Here is a 25,589-nt window from a genome sequence, read left to right as displayed (position 1 = left end):
TCCGGAATTAGTTGACCACTACACATGTAATATACGCAGAGTGTCTATATCTATGTTTGTAATCAGAGCTAAGAATATAGTTGTAAGGCATACTTGCCTTTCGTGTCTTATCTCTACGAACCGGACATAATTGTTCGAACCAAAAAAGTGCAATCCAAGTCCATAAGCCGCGATCACCTATATACCTCTGATTATCGATTTTATTCATTATTTCAACGAGATATTCTCCCATTTCATACCTTGACCGGAAATAATGATTTTGTATGTCTACAGCGTCAGGGATTTCTTCACTCATGTCTGGATGAGTAAGCATATAAGCAGGAAAATTCTCTGTACTTCCATCTCTTAGTCTGAATATATATTCGTTAAACTCTTTGCATCCATAATCAGTCAGTTTTCTAATTTTCATTGCTCTTCATCCGTGTATGCATCTATGAGTCGTTTTGAGAACTCAAACCTTTTGGCAAACTGCTCAATAACATCATCGAGCCATTTTTCCCTTTCTTGAATATCCATTTCTATGGGAGAAGAATCAGTAAAGTTCTGACTAAAACCTAGCCATTTATTAAAACCATCACTATCAATATCTACATCTTCGGAAAACAGATATTTACTCAGTATTTGGCTCATTGCAGACGGCAATATAAGAGCCTGAAATATCGGATCTGAACGCATTTTTTCCAGAGCATTTGGTATGTTATTATTTATAATCAACTCTGGCTTATCGAGGTCATCAAAATCAAGTTTCCAGCAGAGATTATCAAGGGGTAGAGCTCTGACACTTAAAAGGCTTGATTTTTCTTCATCATTGAAATCAAACCTGAACCCCTCACCAGAAGCAAGTATCAAAGCATGCTCAGACGACTCATCAACCACTAAGACTCGAAAGTTTGCAGTACCAGTAAGATCTAGTTGATTCAATTGCCTATCTGTTGGTGGAATGATATGACCCAAAGTACCAAAATCAAATCTTTGCCTAGTCTCTTTGTACCAAGCCTCAACATATAGCTTTGCATCCTTGGGCATGTCTCTTTGATTAATTTCGAAATTAACATTAAAACATGGTGACGATTGTCCTTTTTCCTCCAAAACTTCAAAGCTCACTTCATTTTGAAGAATCTTATGTCTGCCTGTGTAATTGAAAGTTCTTAACATGAATCCCCCTCCTTTCTACACAACCCTAATTTTCAGATCACGATTAGTATCAAAACCGCTTACTTCAATATAGAAAGGTATTGAAGTTATATTAAAAACTATATCCTGTCCCCCTGCACTATCGATATCTACACCACCAGATACTAATTTATTGATCTCTTTATTTTTACCAGTATCAAAATCGTAGGGGCTCCACTTTTTGAACGCATTACCTCTGGATACTTCATAAGCCAATTTAAGAGAAACTTTCCTAGGGAGATCGCCATCAGTGAGCCCTTCTCCTTGCTTAAGGATTAGCCCACCACTCACACGATTAACTGTAAACTTAGGCTTAGATCTGTTTATTATTATTGGCTTAGGCGGCTTGGGTACTCTAGGTCGTTTTTTCTTGGCTGTTTTTTCTGGTTCATGAAACCAAAAGAATTGATTAAGAGCATTTTCATCTTTTTCTTCAGTAACATCAGCAAGCAAATCATATAGTTGGACCAGAGCTTTTTTTATCATTGTTACAGAACGTTGAGATGATTGATAATTTTTCCTCAACTTTTCTGTATTAGTTGTCCATAGTGTATGTGCGGCATTTTCCGCATCACCTAAGAAAGCACATATGGGTTCCTCTTCGGCGACAAGAACACCTAAAGCCCTTCTTTCTCTGAACTTAGTTTCAGATGGAAGCGTTAGCCCCCCCCTAACATACAAATCAAGTCCTTTATCAAGATCAGTTGGCCTTTTGATAAAGATTGAAAAGCCTGTTGAATATGATGTGGCATCCTTCTTGATTATAGATATGGGCATATGAAGAGAAACAAGTTCTCCGTTAGTAAATTGTTCTCGTATTTCAGCAAGGACTTCAGGTTCAAAGTCACCCTCATCTAACTTTTCATCTTTTGTCCAACTCTCTTTCATTCTCAATAATTTAGCAGGGTCTCGCGATGAGGCCTCTTCAATAAAGTCAAAAAGTGTATCTATCTGAGAAAAGTGTTCATGCGCATGTTTATGTGCAAGCTCACGTATATTTGATGAGCTTATATGAGTAGTATTAATTCTAACTTCAAGCTTTTTTGTAATTATTGGATAAAAGTAGTTTTGAATAGTAATTCCAATCATACGATCACTATTGAGATTATTAGGATATGGGATAACTATTGAGAGACCTGAGTTCCCTCCTCTTTCAAGGCCAAAATATTTTACAAATTCATCCACAAAAGCTTTGTCCTGAACAGGGATAGGAAACTGTTCTAGAGGATCATCTTCTTTTTCTAAATCACAAAAGAAAGCATGGGGCGTATAATCAATATTATCAATTGTATGGAGGTCTAGTACCGTTTGGCCCATCAAATGATATGATTCATCCTGTTGCCTTTTAGTGAGGCCAAAAAAAACCCGAGCTTGACTAGTGCATGAATAAACAAGTTTACCTAGTCCCCAACGGCCACGGTTTTTACCTGATTTGTGGGACTTTCCATGTCTGCGCCAAAAGTCAGTAAAATTATCATTATCTTTTTTTCTAACAGAGCCAGTTAGACCTTTAGTACCAAAATCCTCTATAACCAATGCTGAAGGATTTAGGGGATCAAAAGCTGTTAGATCGAGACGTGAAGCTCGAGCATGTTCTTGTTGTTCTGATAAAAGTTTTTCCATAAAGCCTTGCTGAAGTCCACTAGACATATCTAAAAACGTAAATGTAACTTTAACAGTCTCATCTTCGTTTAATGCTGCATCCAAACTATTTTGGATTGCTTCTCTAACAATTGTCTCTGAAAGCTGTAACTCATCATTATCAAACTGATCGCGTTGTGTAATTTCAGTTTCAACCTGATCCTTAGAAACTCTTGGAAAATGCCATTTCATACCAGCTCCCTGTTGTTAGCGATAGTGTTCTTGAAATTCTAAGTTATCGCTTTTTTCGTTTTCTTTCTACATCTGTAATAAATTTATCTTTTACATACATACTTTTAAGTAATATGAAGCCAATCTACAGAGGAAAGCTGACTCAACTCCTTCGAATAATTTTTTTATTTATAAGTTGAAATACATGTAAAGCAATTTTTTTAGCTAAGTATGCGGGAACTGCATTTCCAACTTGTTGATACTGCCATCCCTGACTACCTTCAAAGTAATAATCATCGGGAAAAGTCTGAATTCTTGCTGCCTCTCGAACAGTCAAAGAACGATTCTGGGCAAGATCATAATGAATTTGAGCATGACCATCTTTTCTCAAATGACTAGTTATGGTGTAAGGAACAGTTTGTGAGCTAACTGTTCGGAATCTGTCTGCATGATTACCTGTGTTCCAGTTTCCGTGCTCAGGAGAAAGTGGCAATGGAAAATCTTTGCTTTTTGGTGATGGACTAACCATTTGTTCGTGAGCAGAGGCCCATGCTGCAGAAAACATATATCGCTTCAGATCTTCTTTCATGTGTCCTCTTGTCACATGGTTTACCGCACCTTGGATGTCTCTATTTAGCCATGAGTACAAATCGGGATAATTTTGTCTGAACCTATTAGTAAATAATGACTGTTTCTCAGAATCACGACAAAAAAGATTGTTACCTCTTCCATCACCTTCCGCTACAAAATTTCCATCATCACAACTCATCAAAATTTTTAACGTTTTAGAGTATGCACTAAGATAGTGGCTGCGAAGCTTCAAGTAGTCACCGGTAAATATAGTGCCAGACATCCGAAAAATCTGATATCTAGATAGCTTGCTACTTTCGAGTTTTCTTCTACATATTCCAAATGCAACATCTTCTGCAGTTCTTGGCTCAGATAACAATGTAATCAACTCATTCTTATGCTTATACCAATTTCGTAACCAAGCATTAGCATCATCTACCTCATCACTCATCCCACTTCTCAATATTGGCAAACCAGTCAAAAGGTCTGCAGTCTTTGGAGGAGGGTCAGCCAACTCCAGATAATCATCTATCAAGCCATACTTATGTTTGATTCCCAACAAAATGACTCGCTTTCTATTTTGTGGAACCCCATACTTACTAGCAGTTATGACGTAGTCGGAGTTCTTTATATACACTGGACCATTCTGAGTAGTTGCTTTTTGATCCGGCTCTTTTACGAATGAGTAGATATCATATTGTTCTTTGCGAATGCGCTCAGGCATAACAAGTTCTTGCTTAATTTTTTCAAATATAAACTTTCCATCTGCTAATTTAGCAGTGAGAATACCTTCAACATTTTCCATGACAAAAATATCAGGATCAGCTCTATCCAGAACCTTGAGATACTCTTGATACAGAAAAAAACGTTCATCACTTTCTGGTGAATAGTCTTTTTCTGCTTTAACCCTATTCCTTCCATTCACGGAATATGCCTGACAAGGTGGACCACCTATTACTACTAATGGACCTTTATGCTCTTTTCTAATCTCATCAATTCTCTTCATAATGAGCAACTCATGCTCTGTCGGCTCATCATCTTTAGCTGATAATGGTTCGCCTGCCTTGATTTTTTTCCATTTCTCCGGATTACCCAACGCGCAAGGCCCTCCCATGGTCTCATACAAAGCCTCACTCCATTTTTTCTTGAGCTGTCCGATCATGATCTGAAAATTTTGCATTTTTTCAGACTCATCATGACTTTCTATGTACGGGTAATAAAATTTATTTCGCTCTTCTTTCGTTAACTTTCTGTAGAAAGCTCTTAGTGTTAAAGTTCGATGGGCATACTTCTCATGCTCAACAGACATTGCAATCTGAAAAGGAGAGTTATCACTACAACTACTAAAACCTTCGCCCAGACCACCTGGCCCAGCAAACAAATCAATTACTTTTATTTTTTTTGCTTTCATCTTTTACCGATCTACTAATTGTTCATAAGATAATACCAGGTCCAATAATCATATGGAGCTTGAATCGTGTCAGACGTACATAACGCCAAAACAAGATCGTTCAATATGTCAAAAATTAAGAGTAAGAATACAAAACCTGAGCTGATCTTAAGGAAAGCAATCCACGCAAAAGGACTTCGATATAAACTTCACGATAAATCTCTGCCCGGTCGACCAGATATTGTTTTTCCAAAATTTAAAGCTATCATCGAAATAAAAGGCTGTTTTTGGCATGGGCATGACTGTGACTACTTCAAATGGCCAAAAACACATTCTGAATTCTGGAAAAAGAAAATATCATCCAACATTGAGAGGGATAAGAAAACACTTCTAAGACTTCAAGATCTAGGTTGGAGGACTTTAACAATCTGGGAGTGTACTTTAAAAGGTAAAAATAAATTACCACTGCCTGAGTTGACTGAATACGTAGAGTCTTGGTTAGCAGAGTACCATGCATCCACAGAATTAGACTCTAAGAAAATCAAGCGTCAGCCAATTTGATAATTAAACCAAAATAAAACCGCTGCCCTCTCGATTCCTCTTTTAAAGTATCCGCTTTCCAATCGCCTTAATTTTCTTGCCAAATTTTTTCGAATCCCCTTTAAGGCATACAACAAAAATGGGGAAATCCAAATTCAAAGCATTTGCTACTTTCTGTGCAGCGTTATCGGTACGAGTAAAGAAGCCCTTTGGTGAAAAGGCAATAATATAAACGGGTACAGACGTATCCAGCTTTAAGACTTTTTCGGCTAACCAGACTGAGCCAACATTTTTCTGAGACTTTAATCGCTTCTTCAGATGTTCAAGTGTTTCATCGCCAATTTCTGGCCACTTAAAGTGATCATCGATGGAGATATTTTCTCGTTCTTCATACACTTCTTGATGAAATTTATATGCATCGGCTGCGTCTTGCCACCACTTTTCAGCTTTGTCCTGTTCGCCTTGTTCTATGAGAAAGTTGTAGCCTAAATTAGCCACTTCCGTTAATAAGTTTGGACTTTTGAAGGCCACTCTTAATTGTGACAGGCCCTCTGGACGATTGTTATTGAGCAAGTATTTACCAACATAATAAGCCGCCCCAATACTGTCTGGATGTCTTTTTTGATAAAGGCTAAACAGTGAATAGGCTGCTTCAGCATCTTCAAACTCGTTCGTGTAACTGGCGTATTCCCATAACTCATCATCGGTTAACTCATCAGCCTGTTTTGTTTTGAAACCGACAATTGATGCTCTGGCATTTTGTACATAGTCATAGCGGTTTTTCCAACCCTGGCGATTATCCTCATACCACTTTTTATCAAAGTGAGTTAACACCGCTTGATAACGATCACCCAACCAAACTTCAGCCGCATTATGTTTAACTGGTTCGGGTATAACAAATTCACTGGTCAACGATCTCACCCGGTCATTCAGGCTTGGATGGGTGTCTGAATAATGCGTTTTAACCTCTAACTCTTTTTCAATACGCTTTACAAATTCATCTCGTGCAATTGGGCTGTGTTTTAAAAAATTAGCCAAATCTTTAAATGGAGTCTTCGGTGGGCTAGCGCTATCATCTGCGCTTTTGATCAATTTACTCCAGTAATCCTGTTCAATATAAGGCGCAGAAACATAGACATTAACTAAGGCTTTTGCAGCCGTTTCTGGTGATGTGAGCTCAGCTGAAATGTCATCTGCCTCATATTCATTATTACGCGCAAGTGCAAATGAATAGGCCGAAAACTTTGGTGCATACCAATCAAAAAACGATCGCATCATTGATGCACCAAATGAATCCGTATTTTCATACGAATTCATGATGCGACTCCAGGTAATACGTACCCGGTAAATCCAGCCTGAAAAACGACTATGATTACCTGATAAATGACCGAACTCATGAGCAAGCACGGCACGCATCTCTGTGGGAGATAAAGCTAATAACAAAGGAAGACCGAGAATCAAGGTATTCCGCTGACCACCAAAAATGCCGTATTTAGGGCTTTGTACTACAGCCGCATTTAACTCATCGGTCACCAATACTTGATGAATTTTTAATGACTTCAACGATCGGGTTAACTGATCTATCTCGCTAAAAAGCGCTGGATACGAATTCCTTTCTAAACGATAACCCGTAGGCGGTTCAAACTTCACCCACAATGCTTTAAGAAAAACCCAAATTGCCGCGAGAATCATAAATATGAGTTTCTTCTTAAGTAATAGTAAGAAAATACTACTACTCAACAGCGCGATGCCAACTGTGCCGCCCACCAAAACAATCAAGACAAACAGAACTGAAAAAATAACGACATAACCAAGCAATGCAAATAATGCTAATTGAAGCTTGTATTTACCCGGGCTCTTAAATGAATCTCGCTCAGCTTTTTGTACCAACTCAATAAACTGCTCTTCACTAAGACGTCCCATTTATCTAATTCCTTTTAGTTAAGTATGTCCGATTTTTGAATACTACAACAAAGCTAAGAATCAAGGGAGCAGTCAGTTTAATTCTTGTTTCATGACCATATTGGCTGACACCATGATTTATTTCACTAGATAGCGAAACGCCCCCGGGAATACAGGGGGCGTTTGCTTTGAGGGTATTGATTGATCCCGGTGCGATCTGCGATCAGAGCGGCAATGACATGGTGATTTCAATAGCACTTGTATCGCTGTTGTGGTTGTCATCGTCATTAGCCAACGACATCATATGGCTAAGTGCGAGTTCGCTGGTCAGTCGACCGGTGTTAAAGCGAAGTCCAGTACGCATACGCTGATTGCCATATTCGTTGAGGTTGCTGGTAAAGAACGGTGTAACAATCCCCATTGCACGTCCATCCTGCCCCCTCAGGGCAAAGCCATAAGTCACAGTACCGCCGATGGTGTATTGGGTGTAATCAGACCGTCCGGCAAGATAGCTGCCTTCCAGCGCGGCATTGAGCCCGGTCAAGGTATTAGACAAACGCACACCGCCGCCGATATTAAACGCGGTTTTGTCATTGTTGATTTCATCGGTGAAATCATAAATCAGGCCGGTTTCAAGAAACGGTGTGACGGTCAAATGTTGGGTCGGGTTGAAGTCATAGGCGGCCTCGATCGACGGTTTGATCTGACGAGTGTTAGATCGGATTGTCGCATTGTTTGTGCCGTCACTTTCGGTATAGCCATCGACGGTTTTACGCGCCGCGATCAATGCCAGAGACGAGGTGAGCGATGCCGGCAAGGTATCCATTGGGCGGACCTTATAAGACGCAGTGAATGCGGCATACCACATGTCGGATTCTGTGTTGCCTGATACTGCACCATTGTCGCGGGTGACATCAATGTCGCCCATACCGTATCCGGCTTCGCCCGTGATGGTCAGGTTTTCCATCGGCCGGTAAATGACATAGGGCGAGACAACCCAGCCGGTTTCCTTATAGCTGCCATTGTTGAATGACGTAGTCAGATCGGTGTCGTTATAGCCAAGTGATACACCAGCAATCAGGGCATCGGTAAACCGGTAATCGAGCCCGATATTATAGCCCCAGACATCACCGTTATAGCGGTTGTCGGTGGTGCCATTGACATAGTCGTTATCAACCGAGGTAAAGGAGCCATGGCCCCACACGGTAAAGGGTGTGGTTGTGGTAAAGGCAGACCGTCCGTCAATGCCACTTGCGCCGCCACTATTTCCCTGATCGGTCGGGCCAAGGCCAAGCAGGTGCATGCCCTGGCCGGTGGAGCTGTCGAAGCTGCCCATCATGGCTATGCGCCGCAGGCCGTTGTTATCCTCAGTCAGGCTGCTGCTGGTGCTGCGGTGGTAAGCCGGGTCATAGAAAAAATCGGCATTTGAATCATTGTCACCACTGTTTCCTACACTTCCGCCGCCAGAGGTCGAGCCGCCCGTTGCGGTACCAGCCGATGTGCCAACAGCGGAGAGCCGGGCACCAATATTCTGTGAGATCACAGTTGTCTGGGAGCGTGACACAGATGACACGACGGTCGAAGATGTTGTGGACTGACTTTTTTCGGTTGTTCCGGGAACCGGCTCTACCGCTTCGTCGCATGACAATTCGATTGAAAGGATGGGAGCGTTGCCATTATTGACCACCAGACTCAGCCGGCCGCTAGTGGTGTCGCGAGGGATGGTAATTGTCGCGGTGACTGTATCGTTGGCATTGACTGTGCCGTTCCGCGTGACCGTCTGGTTGCCGTTGGCGATGTCTGTGTATGTAAAGACATAAGGCAAGCCGTAGCCATTGTTGTTTGTCAGTTTGATTTTCGGCGTTTCGTTTACCTCGTGCGCCGAGTTCACAGAGGATACGGCGGTTGTGCTTCCCGTATATGACCAATTCGTACAGCCTGCACTTTTTGCGAACGCATCATCGGGAATAATTGATGCCGTTCCTATTAGTGCCATCCCCAGCACGACGGGTCTCTGTAGAAGAGATACTTTCCATTTGCCCACATATGTCCCTTTGTAATGGTCTTTCACCTTTTTTTGCCTTTAGAAAATAGAGAATTGCCCGTGTAGATTGATTTATATAACGGATTAAGTTGAGCGAAAAATATCAGTGTAGGAGTAACAAAATCAAGGGGAAAATCAACGGGTCGAACAAAGGGGCAGCCACTGACCAATCCCCACGAAAGGCATATTAAAAACAATGAGTTAAAATCAAAAAAAAAGGAACTCTCATGATATTTAACGATCGGATCAGTTACCACACTTATCAAATCAGGAAATACCATGAGAGCCCAGACTATTCTGAATACATTCTTAAACGATGTCACGCCCAGCATGCATAAAGTTCGACGAGCCAGTTTATGTGCGGTATTGAGTAGTGTACTGTCAGGTAGTCAACTATCCATTACCGCTATTGGCCGTAATATTGATAGTAAAACAAGCGAGAAACATCAAATAAAACGTAGTATGCGTCTCGTGAGTAATCCTCATCTTTATCATGAAAGCAGAGCCATATATTCGGCTTTGGCGATGCGGTTAGTTGGTCAACAAACTCATCCTGTTATTTTGGTCGACTGGTCTGATTTAGATCCACGCAAACAACATTTTTTATTACGGGCATCAGTGGCAATTGATGGCCGCTCACTGACCCTGCTTGAGCAAATCTATACCGTAGCTGAAAAAGACAAACCCACTATTCATAAACAGTTTATGGAAAGACTCAAAGCCATGTTGCCGGTTGATATTAAACCTATCATCGTCAGCGATGCGGGGTTCCGAGTACCGTGGTTTCAGCTCATTACTTCCCTAGGCTGGGATTATGTTGGACGGGTTAGAAACAAAACCATGTGTAAACAACACGAGGAGGATGACTGGTTTTTAACGCGAGAACTTTATCAACAGGCCACCACACGAGAAAAGTATTTAGGCCAATATAGGATGCGACGCAAGAACAGCTTTATAACGCATCTTGTCGTTTATAAACAAATAAGCAAAGGCCGTAAAAAGCTCACAGCAACAGGGGAACGTTCACGTGCCAGTTCCAACTCACGTTCTAATGCCAGCCGTGAACAAGAGCCCTGGTTACTCGCCACTTCATTAACGTGTAATAAAGTAAGAGATACCAAAAAGATAGTGAAACTCTATCGAACACGAATGCAAATTGAAGAAAGCTTTCGAGACTTAAAAACAGGGCTCAATTTTAATGTAAGCAAAACCCGTAAGTTAAATTATCTCTGTGTTTTATTACTGATTGCCATGCTAGCTCAATACGTTCTATTTTTGCTGGAAATGGTCATGACACTGACGAAAAGTCATCTTGGTTATCAAGCGAATTCGATTAAAACACGGTCTGTTTTATCCTATCAATATATTGGATTGAGGGCATTTCGAGACCGACGATTACGATTAAAAAAACGAGAGTGGGAAGCAGCGAATAAAAAAATACAGTTGTTGATGCAGGTGCCAGTTTATGACTAGATTATTTGTGGGGATCCGTCAGGGGCAGCCAACTTGATAATTAAACAAGAATACATCTGCACCCCCATTCATTCCTCTTTTAAAGTATCCACTTTCCAATCGCCTTAATTTTGTTGCCAAATTTTATCGAGTCAGCTTTAAGGCTTTTCAGCTAACCAAGCTGAGCCAACATCAATTTATTTACCGCAGTTTATGCGGTGATTAGTCACATTATTCACCGCAGATAAATAGATACCCGCTCACAAAAGGCCCTTGGGAGTCAGAATAAAAAAGGCCAAACAAATCAAATTGTTTGGCCTTTTATGATGGATAGAAAAACGTTATCAGTGGGATTTCATGCGTTCAATCGTGGTGCTCAGTACTCGTTTGATTTTATCGGTGGCCCCGGTAAATGCTTGTTTGACAGAGGCAGCGTCATGGGTGACCACATTAGGTTGATGGCCTTCTATCCGAGCCTCAATCAGGCAGCGAATATCATCCGCTCCGCCTCGATTTTCACCGTTTTGATCACTGAGATGAACTTCGATACGGGTAACGTGCTCGTCAAAGCGTTTAAGAGCATGTTGTAATTCCTCACGAATCGAATCAGTGAGCGTATCGTCACCTGGAATATGACGATCGGTATTTACCTGAATTTGCATGTTATCTCCTTGAAAGGTGAATAAACCGCTTTTTATGACAATGTGAATTATTAAAGAATTCCAAGGTCATTTTTTATTGACGATCACGTTGATCCATTTCAAGTAATCATCCTTTAACCCAAAGCAAGTCATTGGTAAGGTCAATATTGTTAGACTCAAATATTCACTCAAAGGAGCACACTATGCAGCACCTTTATAAAAACAGCGCCGCGATCAGTATTATCGCCCTTAGCCTGAGTGGCTGTGGCGATACATCTAAAATTGCATCACAAGCGGATTTCGGACCTGATCCTGTTTTAGTGGCACCCGAAACATCGCTTATCCCCACCCTAAATATTGCTCCCGCTGAGGGCTGGCCGATTGATGCCAAACCCACTGCTGTTGAAGGACTTATGGTCAATCGATTTGCTGTGGATTTAGATCATCCTCGGTGGTTATATGTCTTGCCCAACGGCGATGTATTGGTCGCGGAGTCAAATGCACCGAAAAGTGAAAGTACAGATTGGAGTATTAAATCCTGGATTAAAGGCATGGTCTTAGAAGATGCTGGTGCCGCCGTACCCAGTGCCGATCGTATTACCTTACTTCGTGACAATGATAATGATGATGTCGCTGAAACACGGCATGTGTTTTTAGATAATTTGCATTCCCCTTTTGGTATGGAACTGATTGGCAATGACTTTTATGTCGCTAATGCTGATGAGATTGTGCGATTCCCTTATAAAGAAGGACAGACTCAAATCACCGCAAAGCCAGAGCATGTGACAGATTTACCGGGTGGACCGATTAACCACCATTGGACCAAGAATATTATTGCGAATGAGGATGGTACAAAGCTTTATGCCACTGTGGGTTCAAACAGTAATATCGGTGAAAACGGTATGGAAGCAGAAGAAAACCGTGCCGCCATCTTAGAAGTGAACCTGAAAACCGGTGAAAAACGTATATTTGCCTCAGGTTTACGTAACCCTAATGGGCTGGACTGGCAGCCACAAACCGGTGAACTTTGGACCACGGTCAATGAACGAGACGAAATTGGAAGTGATCTGGTGCCGGATTACATGACCTCTGTGAAAGAGGGTGCTTTTTATGGCTGGCCTTATAGTTACTACGGACAACACGTAGACACCCGAGTGCAACCGCAACGGCCGGAGTTAGTAGAAAAAGCCATCAAACCCGATTATGCATTGGGCGCTCATACTGCATCATTGGGCCTGACGTTTTATGAAGCAGATTTACTGGCAGAGAAATATCACCATGGCGCGTTTATTGGACAACATGGCTCCTGGAACAGAAAACCCTTAAGCGGTTATAAAGTGATTTTTGTACCGTTCAAGAATGGTGAACCCGACGGTCTTCCTCAGGAAATCTTGACGGGATTCGTGGACGAAAATGGCGATGCAAATGGACGTCCAGTGGGTGTTGTCGTCGATAAAATGGGTGGCTTATTGGTGGCTGATGATGTCGGCAACACGGTATGGCGTGTTAGCCCTGAAAAAAATTAAGCACTACTCTTGTGTTTTAGCAGCCTCGGAAAACGAGTTCAGGAAAGATTTATGCTTTTTGCTGTCTTATCGTTTTATGATAGCTATCATTAAGCAGTGAATATCTCGGGAGCGTTTTTCAACGATGAGACAAAAGCCTATCTCTGTCTTTTTATTACTCACCATTGCGTCGGGTTTTATGCTCTATTCCGGGCTGAGTCAGGCGGATGAATCCGCAAGCAATACAACGGATTGTAAAAATGTGAGTGTGGATTATCTGGATAATCCCGCGTTGACCCGAGCAGAAAAACTGGCGCGTATGGAACAGGCGCTGAGTGATTCTCTCAATCGCTTTGAGTTATGTAATATCTCCATCTCATCCAATTCCTCCTCAGCTAATAGTGGTAGTGGCTCAGGTGCTGGCGCTGGCTCCGGTTCAGGTGGCGGCGGTGCTGGTGACACCAGCAATGGAAGTTCAGCAGGTGGTGCCAATGGCACCGAGTCAGTAGCCAGTGACATGATGCAAGGCACAGAACAAGCGCCTTCTAACGAAGCTATGGCAGCGGCATCAGATACACAAGAATCAACTGAATCGGGTTCAGGTAAGATATCTGCCTCAGGCAATGTCGCTGAGAATGGTAAGATTCCGGAAGATATTCCACCAGCGGATAATGATGATGCCATTGCTGCTCAGATCCGTGTCGCCGCCGAGGCAGAAACCGACCCAGAGATACGCAAAAAGCTCTGGGATGAATACAGAAAATATAAGGGTATGAACGTTGAACATTGATCGTTTTAGAAAACCATCCAAGTTTCTGGTCTACCTGCTGGTCATGCTGCATGTGCTGACAGGCTGTGCTACTACATCCGGATCAGGTGTGAATGTCGGACCGCGATCGTCTTCAAGCTTTAGTGAAGATATGTCGAAAACGGCTTACAGCGGCCCAAAAATGGACGTGGTTATTCCAGTATTCTCACCCGGTCTTTCTGACAAAGCGGCCAATTATGAAAAAGAAGGTGTATGGCCGGAACTGCGTCGGGCTGAAGCAAATCGTTTCGCCTATAAACTTAAAAAAGCGCTCGATGATACTGGCAAGTTTGGTGCGGTTCGAGTCACACCTGATAAAACCGCTTCGGGTGATCTGTATGTTTTAGGCAATATTGTTGAGTCAAACGGCCTGGAAGTCGAGTTTGATATGCAAGTGGTCGATGCCAGTGGCAAACAGTGGCTGGATGACAATATCGACTACGAGGTGGGAGATGGCTTTTACAAAAACCCCAGAAATACCGATAAGGATCCTTATGATCCGGCATTTGATAAAGCAGCAGCTGATATCGTCAAAGCCTTACTGAAACAAAAACCATCGGACTTAAGCACGGTAAAACACATTGCTGATTTACGCTTCGGCGCCAGCTTTAACGACAAAGCCTTTGATGAATATATGGATACCAGCTCCACACCGATTAAACTTAAAGGCATGCCGAGCGAAGCGGATCCGCTTTATGAACGGGTGAAAGCGATTCGCGTTAAAGAACAATTATTTGTTGATAACCTGCAACCTAACTACGCCGCTTTTTCACAGAAAATGAATGACAGTTATCTGACCTGGCAAAAAGCCAGTGCGACAGAACTGAAACTTCAACAAGAAGCACAAAATAAAAGTCTGATGAAAATTGTGGGTGGCGCCTTATTAATTGCTGCGGCGGTGGCGGTAGGTTCAAATGGCAGCCGTTATGACAATAACTTGGGCAGGGATATGGTCACTATCGCTGGTGGGATTGGCGGTGCGGTGTTAATCACCAGTGGTATTACTTCGCGTGAAGAAGCCAAATTCCATCAGGATGCGATCAATGAGCTGGGCCAGTCACTGGATTTGGAAATGTCACCTCAAGTGATTGAGTTTGAAAATCAAAGCACCAAGTTGACCGGTAATATGGAACAGCAGTTTCAGCAATGGCGTGCCTTCATGGCACGTATGTATGAGCTTGAATCGACACCTGATAAAGCGCTTTAAACGCCGTCATGATCAACGAAGAAATACGCAGAGCCAAGCAGGCGAAACAACAGCGCCTGCTCATTGGCGTGATTATCGTGCTCTCACTTATTCTGGTGACAGGGCTAGTGTTGTTCAGCCTTAATAATGTTCGATTTAACAGCACCACAACCGAAAAGTCTCCGCCAAACACACAACCCGCGGTACAAAAAGTCGAAGAACCGAAAAACGAAGAAGATATTGCCGCATTTCGTCAGGCTTATCTGGATGCGTTTTCTCAGTATGAAAACACGTTGAAACCGCAGCTGGAAAAAATCGATATTGATAGCTGGGATAAATCACTGGCCGAGACCTTAACAACTCAGGAACAAACCGCCGTCGATACCTTTGGCACCGGGCAATATGCTAAAGCGAAACAAGCCATTGATACGCTGACGCAAACCGCTGAGAAAACACTGGCTGACAGCGAAGCGGCTTTTGAAAAAGCCATGCAAGAGGCCCAAAAGGCCTACGACAATTATGATTATCAACGTGCCCGTCTGGAGATAGATAATGCCCTTATTCACAAGGCTGATTCAGCAGATGCTCAGACCTTGGCACAGAAAATAGAAAACATCCCCCAAATAGTCGAGCTGAATGAAGCGATTCGTGTCGCTAAAAATGAAAACAATCCGAATAAAGAGCTGTCTCTGATTGAAGAATTACTGAAAATCGAACCCGATCGAGAAGAGATGAAACAGCGCGCCCAGGTGCTGCGCACGCAGCTGGCCGAGTCACGCTTTAACCAAGCCATATCTCAGGCGTATCAAGCCATTAAACAGCAGCAGGTTGAAAAAGCCAGACAGGCACTGAGTCAGGCAGAAAAAATTTACCCTTCCCGACCTGAAAATAAAGAAGTGAAAGCGGCGTTAGCTCAACTGGAGTCACAGTTGCGTTTCAACCAGCATATTGTCGCGGCAGAGAAGGCACAACAAGCCGATAACTGGGAAACTGCCAAACAGGAATTAAGCGCTGCCCTAAAAGAACGGCCAGCTAATAAAGACCTTATCGACCGCTTAAATCAGGCCAAACGGATTGTGGAGATCGACCAAAATATACAGGGCTTATTGCAAAACCCTTATCGTCTAAGTAATCCAGCGGTAAAAGCCACGGCTGATATCAATGTGATTCAGGCTGAGTCTTTTGGTGCTCAGAGTCCATCTCTGGCGAAAGCGGCTCAACAGTTGAAGTCTACCATCAATGCCGTGAATACCCCGGTGAACGTGAATGTGATTTCCGATGGTAAAACCTTCGTCTCCGTTCGCGGGGTGGGGAAAGTGGGCGAAACCACAGGTAAAACGATTCAGCTCAAACCTGGCACCTACTCTTTTGAAGGCAAACGCGAGGGTTATCGCTCCAAGCTGATTGAGGTGCAGATCCCTTTGAACCGTAGCGATTATCAAGTCACCGTGATTGCCGATGAGCGAATTTAATCAGGCCATTGAGGCTGCTAAACGTCGACAGCGGCGTATGCTGTTATGGCTCAGCCTTGGATTTATCGTTGTTGCCTGTATTGTTTTTGCGACACTGATTGCTTCACGAGCCACACCCATTCAAGTCTTGCCTGAAGCCATCAGCACTGAAGCGAAGCTGAGTACCAACAGTGGCATCGCTCTGCTACTGGATCATCATTTATATAGTTTGTCTGACACCGCTGAGGTAGAAGCCTCTGCGCCTGGCTACCAAACGACAACACAGCTGATTTCTCAATCCGGCTTTGGCAAATTAACACAAATCACCTTGCAGCCCTTACCTGCTGAAGTCGTATTGAAAACCGGGCTGGAAGACAATAAAACCCGCTGGTATATCAATGACAAACTCACCACAGTGGCCAATACGTTTGAACAATCATTTGAGAATGGTGACTACACCATCAAGGCCAGTCACCCTTTTTATGAGCCTGTTACCCGGCAATACAGCTTAGCGCCCGCGCAGAAGATTGAAGAAACACTTAACTTAACCCCCGTCATGGGTGAGTTATCACTGAGCAGCACATCCGCTCAGGCAGATGTTTCTATCGATGGAAAAGCACAGGGGCAGACGCCTTTAACCTTATCCCTGCCCGGCGGCCCACATCAGCTCGACATCACTAAACCGGGGTTTGAGACCGTCACTGATTCTGTCGAAATCAATCAGACAAGCACACAGATAAACAGGCAATATCGATTGCAGGCAGAACGTGCAAAAATCCATCTCACCGCATTACCTGAAGGCGGCACACTGACCGTCAATGGTATTGATACGCCATTACAAAATGTCATCAAAGTGGACGCCAATCAAAACAACGTACTGACTTACAAAAAACCAGGCTATTTCTCCCAGTCCAAGCGCGTTAATCTTAAGCAGGGTGAAACTAGCGAACTGCAGTTCAACTTAGAAAAAGAAATGGGCAAGGTGGTGATAGAGTCCACGCCTCAAGCGAATGTCACCATCAATAATAAGTCTGTTGGACAAACGCCATTAAGCTTAACGCTGGATGCGCTGCCACAGACTATCGACTTTAGTCTGGACGGCTACCGAGCTGAGACTCGCACGATAACACCGACAGCAAAATCGACCAGCAGCGTCTCGGTGAATTTACTGACGGAGAAACAAGCCCGACTGCAAGAAGCCCCCAGAAGCTACAATACCCGTGCCGGTGGCGAGATGATGTTATTCACCCCAAACGACACCATTATTATGGGTGCTGAACGCAGTGAGCCAGGGCAACGGGCCAATGAGTTTATCCGCAAAGTCACCATTAACCGCCCGTTTTACGCTGGGGTGCATGAAGTGACGAATGCTGCCTATGCCCAATTTGATAAAAGCCACAAAGGTGATCCGAACTTGCCGGCCACATCCGTTACCTGGTTAGATGCTGTGCGTTACGCCAACTGGTTGAGTCAGCTTGAAGGCCTAACAGTGGTGTATAACATCAATGGTAATCAGGTCACGCAAATCAATGATCAAGCTGATGGTTATCGCTTACTGACCGAGGCCGAGTGGGAATGGTTAGCCAGAAAAGCCGGCCGCCCGGTTCAAACACTGTTTGTCTGGGGTAATGACAAAACCATTCTCCCTAAAGCAGTGAATATAGCGGATGAATCAGCTAAAGGCTCGGTGACACATTATGTGCCACGTTATAACGACGGTTATGCTGGCATGGCACCTGTGATGTCGATGAACAGAGAGTTATCAGGTTTGTTTGATTTGGGCGGCAATGTCAGTGAATGGACACATGATAATTACTCACTTACTGTACCTAAACCGGGGCTTGTTTATACTCAGACGCTGGATAAAACAGCCGGTGATGAGCATGTTGTAAAAGGCGCTAACTGGCGTTCAGGCACACTATCAGAATTAAGGGCGTCATATCGGGATGGCGCCAGTCAGGGCCGTGATGACTTAGGTTTCCGGCTGGGACGTTATGTTTACGGAGGTCATTAATATGGCAACACTCAAAAAATCGTTGGTGATTGTATTATCCATTGCCCTGTTTCTGCTGGCATTGATGATGGTGAAGAATGTCTATGCCGGCAAACCTATTATTAGTCTGAACTCCCCTGTTTCCTTTCCCGTGGATATTTAAACCATGAAAGATATGCTGAAAAGTTTTGCGGCATTACTGATTTCTATCGTTGTCGTGCATTTGTTCTACATTGGTTATGTTCGACCAGAAGCAGCACAACTGATTGAGTTTGCCGTCAGTCAGGGACAAACCGCACCGCGCGATATTGCCGTGATCATCAAAGATTACGAGCAGGAAATCTGTTTTATTCTGATGTTGTGGGGCTGTTATCTGATCCTCAGTGCCTACCGAAATATTCTCAAAACCAAGTATTTGTTCAGCGTGGATCTGATTAAAGATGCCCATTCACAAGCTGAGGATACTGATGCAAAACATACTCTTGATGTGAATGCGATTATTCATCGGCTGGATACTGAAATCCCAGCGGACTGTATGCAATCACCACTGGTGCGGACTTTACGCTCCTCTTTATGGCGCTATAGCTCAACCAATAATGTGCAAAACCTGTCGGATGCGATCGAAAGCAATCTGGAAGCACTGGCCGTTAAACAAGATTCTGAAAACACCATGATTCGTTATTTGATCTGGGCGATTCCTTCGATTGGTTTTATCGGTACCGTCCGCGGTATCGGCCAGGCTTTATCACAAGCTGATAAAGCATTGGCAGGTGACATCTCGGGGATGACAGACAGTCTCGGTATCGCTTTTAACTCCACCTTAGTCGCCTTGCTGATCAGTATCTTTTTAATGTTTTTATTCCATCAGTTACAACGCCTGCAAGACAGCCAAATCGTCGATACGCAGGATTATTGTGATAAGTTTTTGCTTCGTCGCATTCGGTGATTTTCGTTGGCCCGTAAAAACCGACAAGCTGAAGGATTAAACCTCGCCTTTCTGGATATTATGTCCTGCGGTTTGGGCGCGGTGATTCTGGTTTTTATGCTGGTTAAACAGAATATCGAGTCATCGCCCTCAGAAACGGAGAACCTGAAAAAAGATATCAGTAGTCTGGAACAAGCGCGTGATGACGCCCAGAAAGGCTTGGATGAACTCACCTCGCAACTGAAAAAAGAGAATATCGATCTGGCCGCTTTAAGCCAGAGCCTGCAACAACAGCGTGCCGATCTCAACGATAAAAGCAGTGAAATTCAAACAGCACAGTCCAATCTCGATGAACTCAAGAAAAGTATTACCGAGATCAACGTGCCGAAAAAAGAAGATCTGGTCGAAACACAGCAAGTCAACGAAGAAAACTATCTGCTCGGTCTGAAAATGGAAGGCAGTAAAATTGCGATCTTAGTCGATGTCAGCGCCTCGATGACCAATGAAAAACTGCTCGATATTATTAAAACCAAAAGCAGTTCTGATCAGACAAAAGTCTCAGCCGCTAAATGGCAACGCACCAAGCGCGTGGTCGCTTGGCTATTAGCACGTGCGCCGAAAAACAGTCAGATTGCCGTTGTCGCCTTTAGTGAAGATGCTAAGCAGTTAGGCGGCACCGGCTGGATGCCTGCCAGCAGTGCCAGCGTGTCCGGCATTATGAGCAGTTTGAATCAAGTTATTCCTACCGGCGCAACGAATCTGCAGAAAGGTTTAAGCACCGTTAACAAACTATCACCCAGCGATATCTATGTCATCACCGATGGTTTGCCCACCAAAGGTGAATCCAACTATAAAAGTCTGAATCCGTTTTCTGGCTGTAGCTCATTGACCAGTAATGCCAAAACTATTTCCGGTGAGTGCCGAAAACGGCTGTTCCGCCAAACCATTAACGAAAGCGGTCTGACCCAGGCGAAAAAGAATGTGATCCTGCTGCCACTGGAAGGTGATCCGGAAGCAGCTTATGAATACTGGGCCTGGGCCTCCAGGTCGGATGGCTTATTAATCAGCCCAGCGAGTAACTGGCCATGAAGCGTCGCGATAAAGGTATCGACATTTTCAGCCTGTCGTTTCTGGATATTATTTCCTGCGGCTTTGGTGCGGTGGTGATGTTGATTCTGATCTCCAAAACCGACGTCGATGTCGCTCCCACTGCTGGCACAGAAGATGTCAGTGCGATGCTCTCGCAGTTAGTCACACTGCAAAATTCTGTCAGCCAGATTCAACAGGAAATGAATCAAAAACTCGAGGCGCTTTCTTCTTTATCAGAACAAAAACAATCTACCGCTGCTGCCTCAAAAGCACTGCAGCAGCAACTAAAAGCATTAAATCAAAAACAAGCCGCCACGGCAGAAAGCATTGCTGGACTGGGTTTAGTGGAAGAGCGCTTAAAACAAGCCTCATTAAAAACACCGCAAAAGCCCAATAAAACCCGCGATGAAGATGTCGGCGGGATTCCAGTTGATAGTGACTATGTGGTGTTTATCGTCGACACCTCGGGCAGTATGAAAAACATCTGGGGCAAAGTGTCACAGGAAATCGTCAATGTGCTGAATATTCATCCTCAAGTGAAAGGTTTTCAAATCCTTAATGATATGGGGCAATCACTGATTTCCGGCTACGATGGTCAATGGATGCCGGACACGCCGGCCAGACGAAAAAGCGTGATCGAATTGTTTAAAAAGTGGAATGCGGTCTCTAACTCCAGCCCGGTAGAAGGCTTAACCGCTGCGTTAAGAAAATATGCCAAGACCAATATCACCACATCCATTTATGTGTTTGGTGATGATTACACCGGCTCAAGTTACGACCCAGTCATTGATGCCATTACTCAGCAAAACAAAAAACTGCCATCCGGCAGACGGCTGGCAAAAATTCATGCCATTGGTTTTATCTCACCCGGTACAACCGACCGTTTCAGCGTGTTGATGCGTGAAATGACCAAACAAAATGATGGCACGTTTATCGCCCTGCCTCGTTGATGGATTGAATCAAAGCAATCAACGCTTTGTAGAGCGCTAGTTTCGCCTTAATGGCGAGTCAGGGAGATGCTTGCTTATTTTAAATGTAGGTTGGGTTGAACCTGTGAAACCCAACAAATGTTTTCTAGCTTAAGTTAGAGCATTGCCTCAAACACTATTCTATTTTTCACTTCACACGCTGCCGCTGGGGCGTTCATTTATTTTGTTTGCCCAAAATAAACGAACCAAACAAAAGGGCACCCGATATTGCCTTATATCTAAAAATTCACTGCATTTTATGGCGTGTACACCAACTCGCTACGCTCAAACACGTGCCCACTTAACCCATAAAATGAAGCCAATTTTTAGCGGCAATAGACGGGAAAATGGGGCTTTTTCTAATCCCCCGTTTGTGCTGACGAGGAGTGACATTTATTCAGGTCTGAGGGAGGCTAGTGTTTGATTCGTGGCATCCATGCCACTCACCCTTTGGGCGCCTCCGGCGTCCAATTTTGTTCAAGACAAATTTGTGAGCGTAGCGAGTTTTAGCCGACCGCCTGAATCAATGTTATGACGAGTGAAGCCGCAGGCCAGCACTGTGGGGTGCCCTAGGGTTGTTAGGGAAATGGGCAAACATTTCCCTGACTCGCCATTAAGGCGAAACTAGATTTTCAAAAAAGCTTGAGCTTAAGTTGAAGAACGTGATTCGATTAAATGAACACCCCAGCGGCAGCGTGTGAAGTAGATAATTATCCAGTAGATTGAATTTAAACATGACTCCAGACAAGCATAGCTCAAACAAGCTTATCCGATAATGTCTATCCCATCGTTGGGTTTCGCTGGGGCTCTACCCAACCTACTTAACTTTGTAGTTTGGGCAGAGCGCCAGTTTCGCCTTAGGAGATACTTGCTCATTTTAAATGTAGGTTGGGTTGAACCTGTGAAACCCAACAAACATAGCTTCAATCTTGAATGTTGGGTTTCGTTCCTCTACCCAACCTACTTCACTACTTCACTCTCCCTAATGGTAGAGTGAGAAATATCAGCATGTGGTTGAAACAAAACGTGTCAGAAAAAACTAAGGAAAAGCTATGACGGAACATCACGGCGCATGTTTATGTGGCAAAGTGACCTTTGAAATCAAAGGCGACTTTGAACATTTTTATCTCTGCCATTGTAGTCATTGTCGAAAAGATACGGGATCAGCACATGCTTCCAATCTGTTCTCTCAATCCGCCAAACTGATCTGGCTGTCGGGGGAAGAAAACATCCGTACATACACCTTACCAGGCACCCGTCATACAAAAAGCTTTTGCATAAACTGTGGTTCAGCCTTACCGCAGACACAAATGAATGGTCATTTATTAGTGGTGCCTGCCGGTTGTTTAGACAGCAGCTTAGCTATTCAACCCGGCGCTCATATCTTTATGGCCAGCAAAGCTGAATGGGACAACACGTCAGATCAACTCCCTAAATTTGAGCAGGGGCCAACATAACTATCCGTAGGTTGGGTTGAAGCATGAAACCCAACAAACAGACTAACAATTAGATCATGGTTTAAGTAACAGCATCATTGCGCCCAAAGAATTAAACTTCAATTCTTCTAGTTTTTTCAACAATGATGGTAGGTATTTAGTGTTATGCGAGATAAACCGCTCATAGCTTTGTATTAATTGCAGAACATGAGCTGTATCAATATTCTGATGATAGCTGGCTATTCCTATCAACGTGGTTTGAATATTGGTAAAACAAGTGATCAATCTAAGGTAACTATCAAATAAACCATGTTGGCTTGATACAGGGAAATCAGAATGGAACAAGTGGGAGATTAAATAATTTTCCAGAAAATAGCCGCGTTCTTGTAAAAAGTCCTGATAATATTTCTGGTCAGCACTTTGATATTTCTCAAGTATCTTATCTATCTCAAACTCATCGTAGTTGATATCCAAGCCCTCATTTAACCAGTCCAGGCATTCTGCCAAACGAGGATTAGCCGCTCTTGGATAATCAGTAAGCAACATTGTAAGAGAGTACTCAAGCTTCAGGCGTGGATTTGAGTTGAATTGTCGATATGGTTTTAATAGTTCGTCTGGGTAGTCAAGCGCCTCGATGAATTCAACGATAGTTTGATTCATCAAAATATAACTGTTTGTTTTTGAACCCGCATCAAGCTTATCTAAGAAGAAACCCAAGAGAAATAAGCGTTCGTCCAGGGTGATTTGTCGCATTTGTATGATGTGGAATGAGACTGTCCTTATCGCTTCATAGGTTTCCTCAGCATTAGCTGGTAGATGTGCGCCTATTTTTAATTCAATTGATTGTAGTCTTTGGCTGTGCACACTGGCCATATCAATATCAATTAGTTGTACAGGAGCTTCAGGTAAAATAGCCAGGCGTGTGACTTCAGGGCAAGCTAAGCTCAGAGCGGAGTGTGACTGATTAAAAACTTTGGTTGGTCTGCGGGGAAAGACTGTGCACGTATCGGACAAGTAAGTTTCACCACATTTTTTATAAATATTACATAACTTGTCTTCATTCAAAAAAGGACACGAGCCATCATCATGTAGCTTGATCTTATACTCTGCGCCGGTGACCTTTTGTCTGTCCGGGCCGATATTATTAAGCACTTCTTTCCGGAATTTTTGATCGGAAATAGTTTTATATTTTCGATATGTTTTTTTATCGATACTGACTTGCCAGCCACTACAACAGGTATCCTCACAATCAGAACCAATGCATTCGAACTTATCGTAGTAGTCCAAAACCTTCATAAGGTAGCCTCTAAAATAAAACCTATTAATCTGTACTGTACAGATTCATCTAAAAATATAAAACTTTAAAAAGCAGCAAACACGGCTAATATCATCATCTCTGACAGTACCTATATGTATTTCTATGGTGATGATTAATCTCATTCATCAGAACAGTTCATGGCTTGGTAAGGCCTTGATAATGGCTCCCTATAAAATCCAAAGCACCGTTGGGTTTCGCCTAAGCTCTACCCAACCTACGAGTCATACTCAAGCATGAGACAAGATAATCATCCGTAGCTTGGGTTGAAGCATAAAACCCAACATCAGACTGGAACAATTTAGATTGCGCACAAGTCATTATCTATAATCAATCTAACTCGATGAGGTCATGATGAAAGTCCATACGCTTTTTCTTGCTGTTGTTAGTCTTTTATTTACAACGCTTGTGTATGCCGAGGAACAGAACTATCAACAATGTCTGTTCAATCCAGCTAATGAAACAGTAGCTGAGAAGGCGGGACAATCGACAGCGGTATTTTGTGCATCACGTCATTTTGATACGGCACCAACGGCTTTTCAGGCGCAAGTATTAAACCAGGATATCGAAGGATTTAAACAACGTGATCCGAAGTTCAAAGCCTTTTACGACGGTATTCGTCAGCATAGTTCAAACGATATCTATACCGATCGGCAAATCATTTTAATGTTTATTGATAAACGCGAAGTGAATAAAGACTAAGGCATAAAAAAAGCTCTGGCCCAAAGGCCAGAGCTTCCGAACTACTCCCGCAGTAGTTCTTACCTTATGGTTGATAAGGTAAAGAGGAATGATGCAAATCGATTTTGACGCTGCCGTCGTCCTCAAGTGTATATCCAAAGGTGTATTCCACTTTCACTTCCTTACCTGAGGTATCAGTGAAATAGTAATTCCCCATCGCAACGGCATAATCGTCTTTGATGGCAATATCTTCATTTTCAAATCGGACATTTGTCCATGGTTGCAGGGCAAAGCCTTTATCTTCTGAGACGCTACCACCCACAAAGTAGGAAATAGCCTCATCGTAGCTGTTTCTGAATTGATCTTCCGCGGCCTTGGTCGGTTTAAATAACACCGTGCCATCTTCAAAATCATACAGCTCACTGACTTTCATTTTCGCGACGGATTCATAGTCTTTTCCATCCAGTTTTGCCTGACCAATTTCAACAATCGCCTCTGCCCAGTTTTCCTGCGCTTTTTGAATCACCTCTTTACTCAGTGACTCGCTGGCCAGCGCTGAACCGGCAATCGAACTGCTTAAAATCAATGTCATTAATGATAGTTTTTTCATTTTTTCTTCCTCTTCACGAATTGTGTAGGCTCAGTTTATGGCGGGATGGCTGAATACGATCTGATTATTAGATGAACAGAAAATGAATTTTTCAACAC

General features: G+C 43.2%; 22 protein-coding genes. 13 read left to right on the top strand and 9 right to left on the bottom strand.

The window, feature by feature from the left end:
- Window positions 1–7: 7 nt before the first annotated feature.
- The 4 genes from B2248_RS12350 to B2248_RS12335 all read right to left on the bottom strand — a co-directional run bounded on the left by B2248_RS12350 (window position 8) and on the right by B2248_RS12335 (window position 4,966).
- Entirely contained in the window at window positions 8–409 is a 402-nt protein-coding gene (locus B2248_RS12350; RefSeq protein WP_273178495.1) for a hypothetical protein, read from the bottom strand.
- Window positions 406–1,155 (bottom strand): hypothetical protein, encoded by a 750-nt coding sequence (locus B2248_RS12345; RefSeq protein WP_273178498.1) that lies wholly within the window; start codon window positions 1,153–1,155, stop codon window positions 406–408. Before B2248_RS12345 ends, B2248_RS12350 begins: the two co-directional genes overlap by 4 nt.
- A 15-nt stretch (window positions 1,156–1,170) precedes the next feature.
- Entirely contained in the window at window positions 1,171–3,006 is a 1,836-nt protein-coding gene (locus B2248_RS12340; RefSeq protein ID WP_273178500.1) for a hypothetical protein, read from the bottom strand.
- A 142-nt stretch (window positions 3,007–3,148) separates the two neighbouring features.
- Complete coding sequence (locus B2248_RS12335; protein ID WP_273178502.1) at window positions 3,149–4,966, bottom strand: DNA cytosine methyltransferase; 1,818 nt, start codon at window positions 4,964–4,966, stop codon at window positions 3,149–3,151.
- A gap of 66 nt (window positions 4,967–5,032) precedes the next feature.
- Between B2248_RS12335 and B2248_RS12330 the strand changes: the two genes are divergently transcribed.
- Window positions 5,033–5,506: a very short patch repair endonuclease gene (locus tag B2248_RS12330; RefSeq protein WP_273178504.1), complete on the top strand. Its 474-nt coding sequence runs from the start codon at window positions 5,033–5,035 to the stop codon at window positions 5,504–5,506.
- A 42-nt stretch (window positions 5,507–5,548) separates the two neighbouring features.
- Here the strand turns inward: B2248_RS12330 and B2248_RS12325 are convergent, their stop codons facing one another.
- Window positions 5,549–7,408, bottom strand: coding sequence for a M48 family metallopeptidase (locus B2248_RS12325; protein WP_273178506.1), 1,860 nt, complete (start codon window positions 7,406–7,408; stop codon window positions 5,549–5,551).
- A 202-nt stretch (window positions 7,409–7,610) separates the two neighbouring features.
- Window positions 7,611–9,458 carry an autotransporter outer membrane beta-barrel domain-containing protein gene (locus B2248_RS12320; RefSeq protein WP_273178508.1) on the bottom strand — a complete coding sequence of 616 codons (1,848 nt, stop codon included), beginning with the start codon at window positions 9,456–9,458 and terminating at the stop codon, window positions 7,611–7,613.
- Between the two features lie 252 nt (window positions 9,459–9,710).
- Here B2248_RS12320 and B2248_RS12315 point away from each other — a divergent pair, with 252 nt between their 5' ends.
- Window positions 9,711–10,904 (top strand): IS4 family transposase, encoded by a 1,194-nt coding sequence (locus B2248_RS12315; RefSeq protein ID WP_273178510.1) that lies wholly within the window; start codon window positions 9,711–9,713, stop codon window positions 10,902–10,904.
- A 323-nt stretch (window positions 10,905–11,227) separates the two neighbouring features.
- Here the strand turns inward: B2248_RS12315 and B2248_RS12310 are convergent, their stop codons facing one another.
- On the bottom strand, window positions 11,228–11,545 hold the full coding sequence (locus B2248_RS12310) for an HPF/RaiA family ribosome-associated protein (protein ID WP_273178512.1): 318 nt from the start codon (window positions 11,543–11,545) through the stop codon (window positions 11,228–11,230).
- Window positions 11,546–11,727: 182 nt separating this feature from the next.
- Here B2248_RS12310 and B2248_RS12305 point away from each other — a divergent pair, with 182 nt between their 5' ends.
- The 10 genes from B2248_RS12305 to B2248_RS12260 all read left to right on the top strand — a co-directional run bounded on the left by B2248_RS12305 (window position 11,728) and on the right by B2248_RS12260 (window position 22,906).
- A complete protein-coding gene (locus B2248_RS12305; protein ID WP_273178513.1) occupies window positions 11,728–13,050 on the top strand; it encodes a PQQ-dependent sugar dehydrogenase in 1,323 nt (440 codons plus the stop codon).
- A 124-nt stretch (window positions 13,051–13,174) separates the two neighbouring features.
- A complete protein-coding gene (locus B2248_RS12300; RefSeq protein ID WP_273178515.1) occupies window positions 13,175–13,819 on the top strand; it encodes a hypothetical protein in 645 nt (214 codons plus the stop codon).
- The gene (locus tag B2248_RS12295; protein ID WP_273178516.1) at window positions 13,809–15,044 is read left to right on the top strand and encodes a hypothetical protein; all 1,236 of its coding nucleotides are present in this window, start codon (window positions 13,809–13,811) and stop codon (window positions 15,042–15,044) included. The genes B2248_RS12300 and B2248_RS12295 overlap by 11 nt, the downstream gene beginning before the upstream one ends.
- Before the next feature lie 8 nt (window positions 15,045–15,052).
- The gene (locus tag B2248_RS12290; RefSeq protein WP_273178519.1) at window positions 15,053–16,495 is read left to right on the top strand and encodes a hypothetical protein; all 1,443 of its coding nucleotides are present in this window, start codon (window positions 15,053–15,055) and stop codon (window positions 16,493–16,495) included.
- The gene (locus B2248_RS12285) at window positions 16,482–18,488 is read left to right on the top strand and encodes a PEGA domain-containing protein (RefSeq protein ID WP_273178521.1); all 2,007 of its coding nucleotides are present in this window, start codon (window positions 16,482–16,484) and stop codon (window positions 18,486–18,488) included. The genes B2248_RS12290 and B2248_RS12285 overlap by 14 nt, the downstream gene beginning before the upstream one ends.
- Before the next feature lies 1 nt (window position 18,489).
- A complete protein-coding gene (locus B2248_RS12280; RefSeq protein WP_007144349.1) occupies window positions 18,490–18,630 on the top strand; it encodes a hypothetical protein in 141 nt (46 codons plus the stop codon).
- A gap of 3 nt (window positions 18,631–18,633) precedes the next feature.
- Complete coding sequence (locus B2248_RS12275) at window positions 18,634–19,413, top strand: MotA/TolQ/ExbB proton channel family protein (protein ID WP_007144348.1); 780 nt, start codon at window positions 18,634–18,636, stop codon at window positions 19,411–19,413.
- Between the two features lie 6 nt (window positions 19,414–19,419).
- Entirely contained in the window at window positions 19,420–20,481 is a 1,062-nt protein-coding gene (locus tag B2248_RS12270) for a VWA domain-containing protein (RefSeq protein WP_273178524.1), read from the top strand.
- Window positions 20,478–21,431, top strand: coding sequence for a hypothetical protein (locus B2248_RS12265; RefSeq protein ID WP_273178526.1), 954 nt, complete (start codon window positions 20,478–20,480; stop codon window positions 21,429–21,431). The genes B2248_RS12270 and B2248_RS12265 overlap by 4 nt, the downstream gene beginning before the upstream one ends.
- Before the next feature lie 1,070 nt (window positions 21,432–22,501).
- On the top strand, window positions 22,502–22,906 hold the full coding sequence (locus tag B2248_RS12260; protein WP_273179011.1) for a GFA family protein: 405 nt from the start codon (window positions 22,502–22,504) through the stop codon (window positions 22,904–22,906).
- A gap of 54 nt (window positions 22,907–22,960) precedes the next feature.
- Here B2248_RS12260 and fliB read toward each other — a convergent pair whose 3' ends face one another.
- Window positions 22,961–24,181 carry a flagellin lysine-N-methylase gene (fliB, locus tag B2248_RS12255; protein WP_273179013.1) on the bottom strand — a complete coding sequence of 407 codons (1,221 nt, stop codon included), beginning with the start codon at window positions 24,179–24,181 and terminating at the stop codon, window positions 22,961–22,963.
- Between the two features lie 373 nt (window positions 24,182–24,554).
- Between fliB and B2248_RS12250 the strand changes: the two genes are divergently transcribed.
- The gene (locus tag B2248_RS12250) at window positions 24,555–24,902 is read left to right on the top strand and encodes a hypothetical protein (RefSeq protein ID WP_273179015.1); all 348 of its coding nucleotides are present in this window, start codon (window positions 24,555–24,557) and stop codon (window positions 24,900–24,902) included.
- 64 nt (window positions 24,903–24,966) lie between these two features.
- Here the strand turns inward: B2248_RS12250 and B2248_RS12245 are convergent, their stop codons facing one another.
- Window positions 24,967–25,491 (bottom strand): hypothetical protein, encoded by a 525-nt coding sequence (locus B2248_RS12245; protein ID WP_273179016.1) that lies wholly within the window; start codon window positions 25,489–25,491, stop codon window positions 24,967–24,969.
- Window positions 25,492–25,589: the final 98 nt, after the last annotated feature.

The sequence above is a fragment of the Methylophaga sp. UBA2012 genome (genome assembly GCF_002335235.1).
Lineage (GTDB): Bacteria > Pseudomonadota > Gammaproteobacteria > Nitrosococcales > Methylophagaceae > Methylophaga > Methylophaga thalassica.
The sequence above is the reverse complement of the archived record's forward strand: the minus strand, read 5'-3'. Positions and strand labels throughout refer to the sequence as shown.

Bases quoted from the DNA above. Each gene is read 5' to 3' on its own strand.
- B2248_RS12350 (WP_273178495.1), bottom strand. From the start codon at position 409: ATGAAAATTAGAAAACTGACTGATTATGGATGCAAAGAGTTTAACGAA.
- B2248_RS12345 (WP_273178498.1), bottom strand. From the start codon at position 1,155: ATGTTAAGAACTTTCAATTACACAGGCAGACATAAGATTCTTCAAAAT.
- B2248_RS12340 (WP_273178500.1), bottom strand. From the start codon at position 3,006: ATGAAATGGCATTTTCCAAGAGTTTCTAAGGATCAGGTTGAAACTGAA.
- B2248_RS12335 (WP_273178502.1), bottom strand. From the start codon at position 4,966: ATGAAAGCAAAAAAAATAAAAGTAATTGATTTGTTTGCTGGGCCAGGT.
- B2248_RS12325 (WP_273178506.1), bottom strand. From the start codon at position 7,408: ATGGGACGTCTTAGTGAAGAGCAGTTTATTGAGTTGGTACAAAAAGCT.
- B2248_RS12315 (WP_273178510.1), top strand. From the start codon at position 9,711: ATGAGAGCCCAGACTATTCTGAATACATTCTTAAACGATGTCACGCCC.
- B2248_RS12310 (WP_273178512.1), bottom strand. From the start codon at position 11,545: ATGCAAATTCAGGTAAATACCGATCGTCATATTCCAGGTGACGATACG.
- B2248_RS12305 (WP_273178513.1), top strand. From the start codon at position 11,728: ATGCAGCACCTTTATAAAAACAGCGCCGCGATCAGTATTATCGCCCTT.
- B2248_RS12300 (WP_273178515.1), top strand. From the start codon at position 13,175: ATGAGACAAAAGCCTATCTCTGTCTTTTTATTACTCACCATTGCGTCG.
- B2248_RS12290 (WP_273178519.1), top strand. From the start codon at position 15,053: ATGATCAACGAAGAAATACGCAGAGCCAAGCAGGCGAAACAACAGCGC.
- B2248_RS12285 (WP_273178521.1), top strand. From the start codon at position 16,482: ATGAGCGAATTTAATCAGGCCATTGAGGCTGCTAAACGTCGACAGCGG.
- B2248_RS12280 (WP_007144349.1), top strand. From the start codon at position 18,490: ATGGCAACACTCAAAAAATCGTTGGTGATTGTATTATCCATTGCCCTG.
- B2248_RS12275 (WP_007144348.1), top strand. From the start codon at position 18,634: ATGAAAGATATGCTGAAAAGTTTTGCGGCATTACTGATTTCTATCGTT.
- B2248_RS12265 (WP_273178526.1), top strand. From the start codon at position 20,478: ATGAAGCGTCGCGATAAAGGTATCGACATTTTCAGCCTGTCGTTTCTG.
- B2248_RS12260 (WP_273179011.1), top strand. From the start codon at position 22,502: ATGACGGAACATCACGGCGCATGTTTATGTGGCAAAGTGACCTTTGAA.
- fliB (WP_273179013.1), bottom strand. From the start codon at position 24,181: ATGAAGGTTTTGGACTACTACGATAAGTTCGAATGCATTGGTTCTGAT.
- B2248_RS12250 (WP_273179015.1), top strand. From the start codon at position 24,555: ATGAAAGTCCATACGCTTTTTCTTGCTGTTGTTAGTCTTTTATTTACA.
- B2248_RS12245 (WP_273179016.1), bottom strand. From the start codon at position 25,491: ATGAAAAAACTATCATTAATGACATTGATTTTAAGCAGTTCGATTGCC.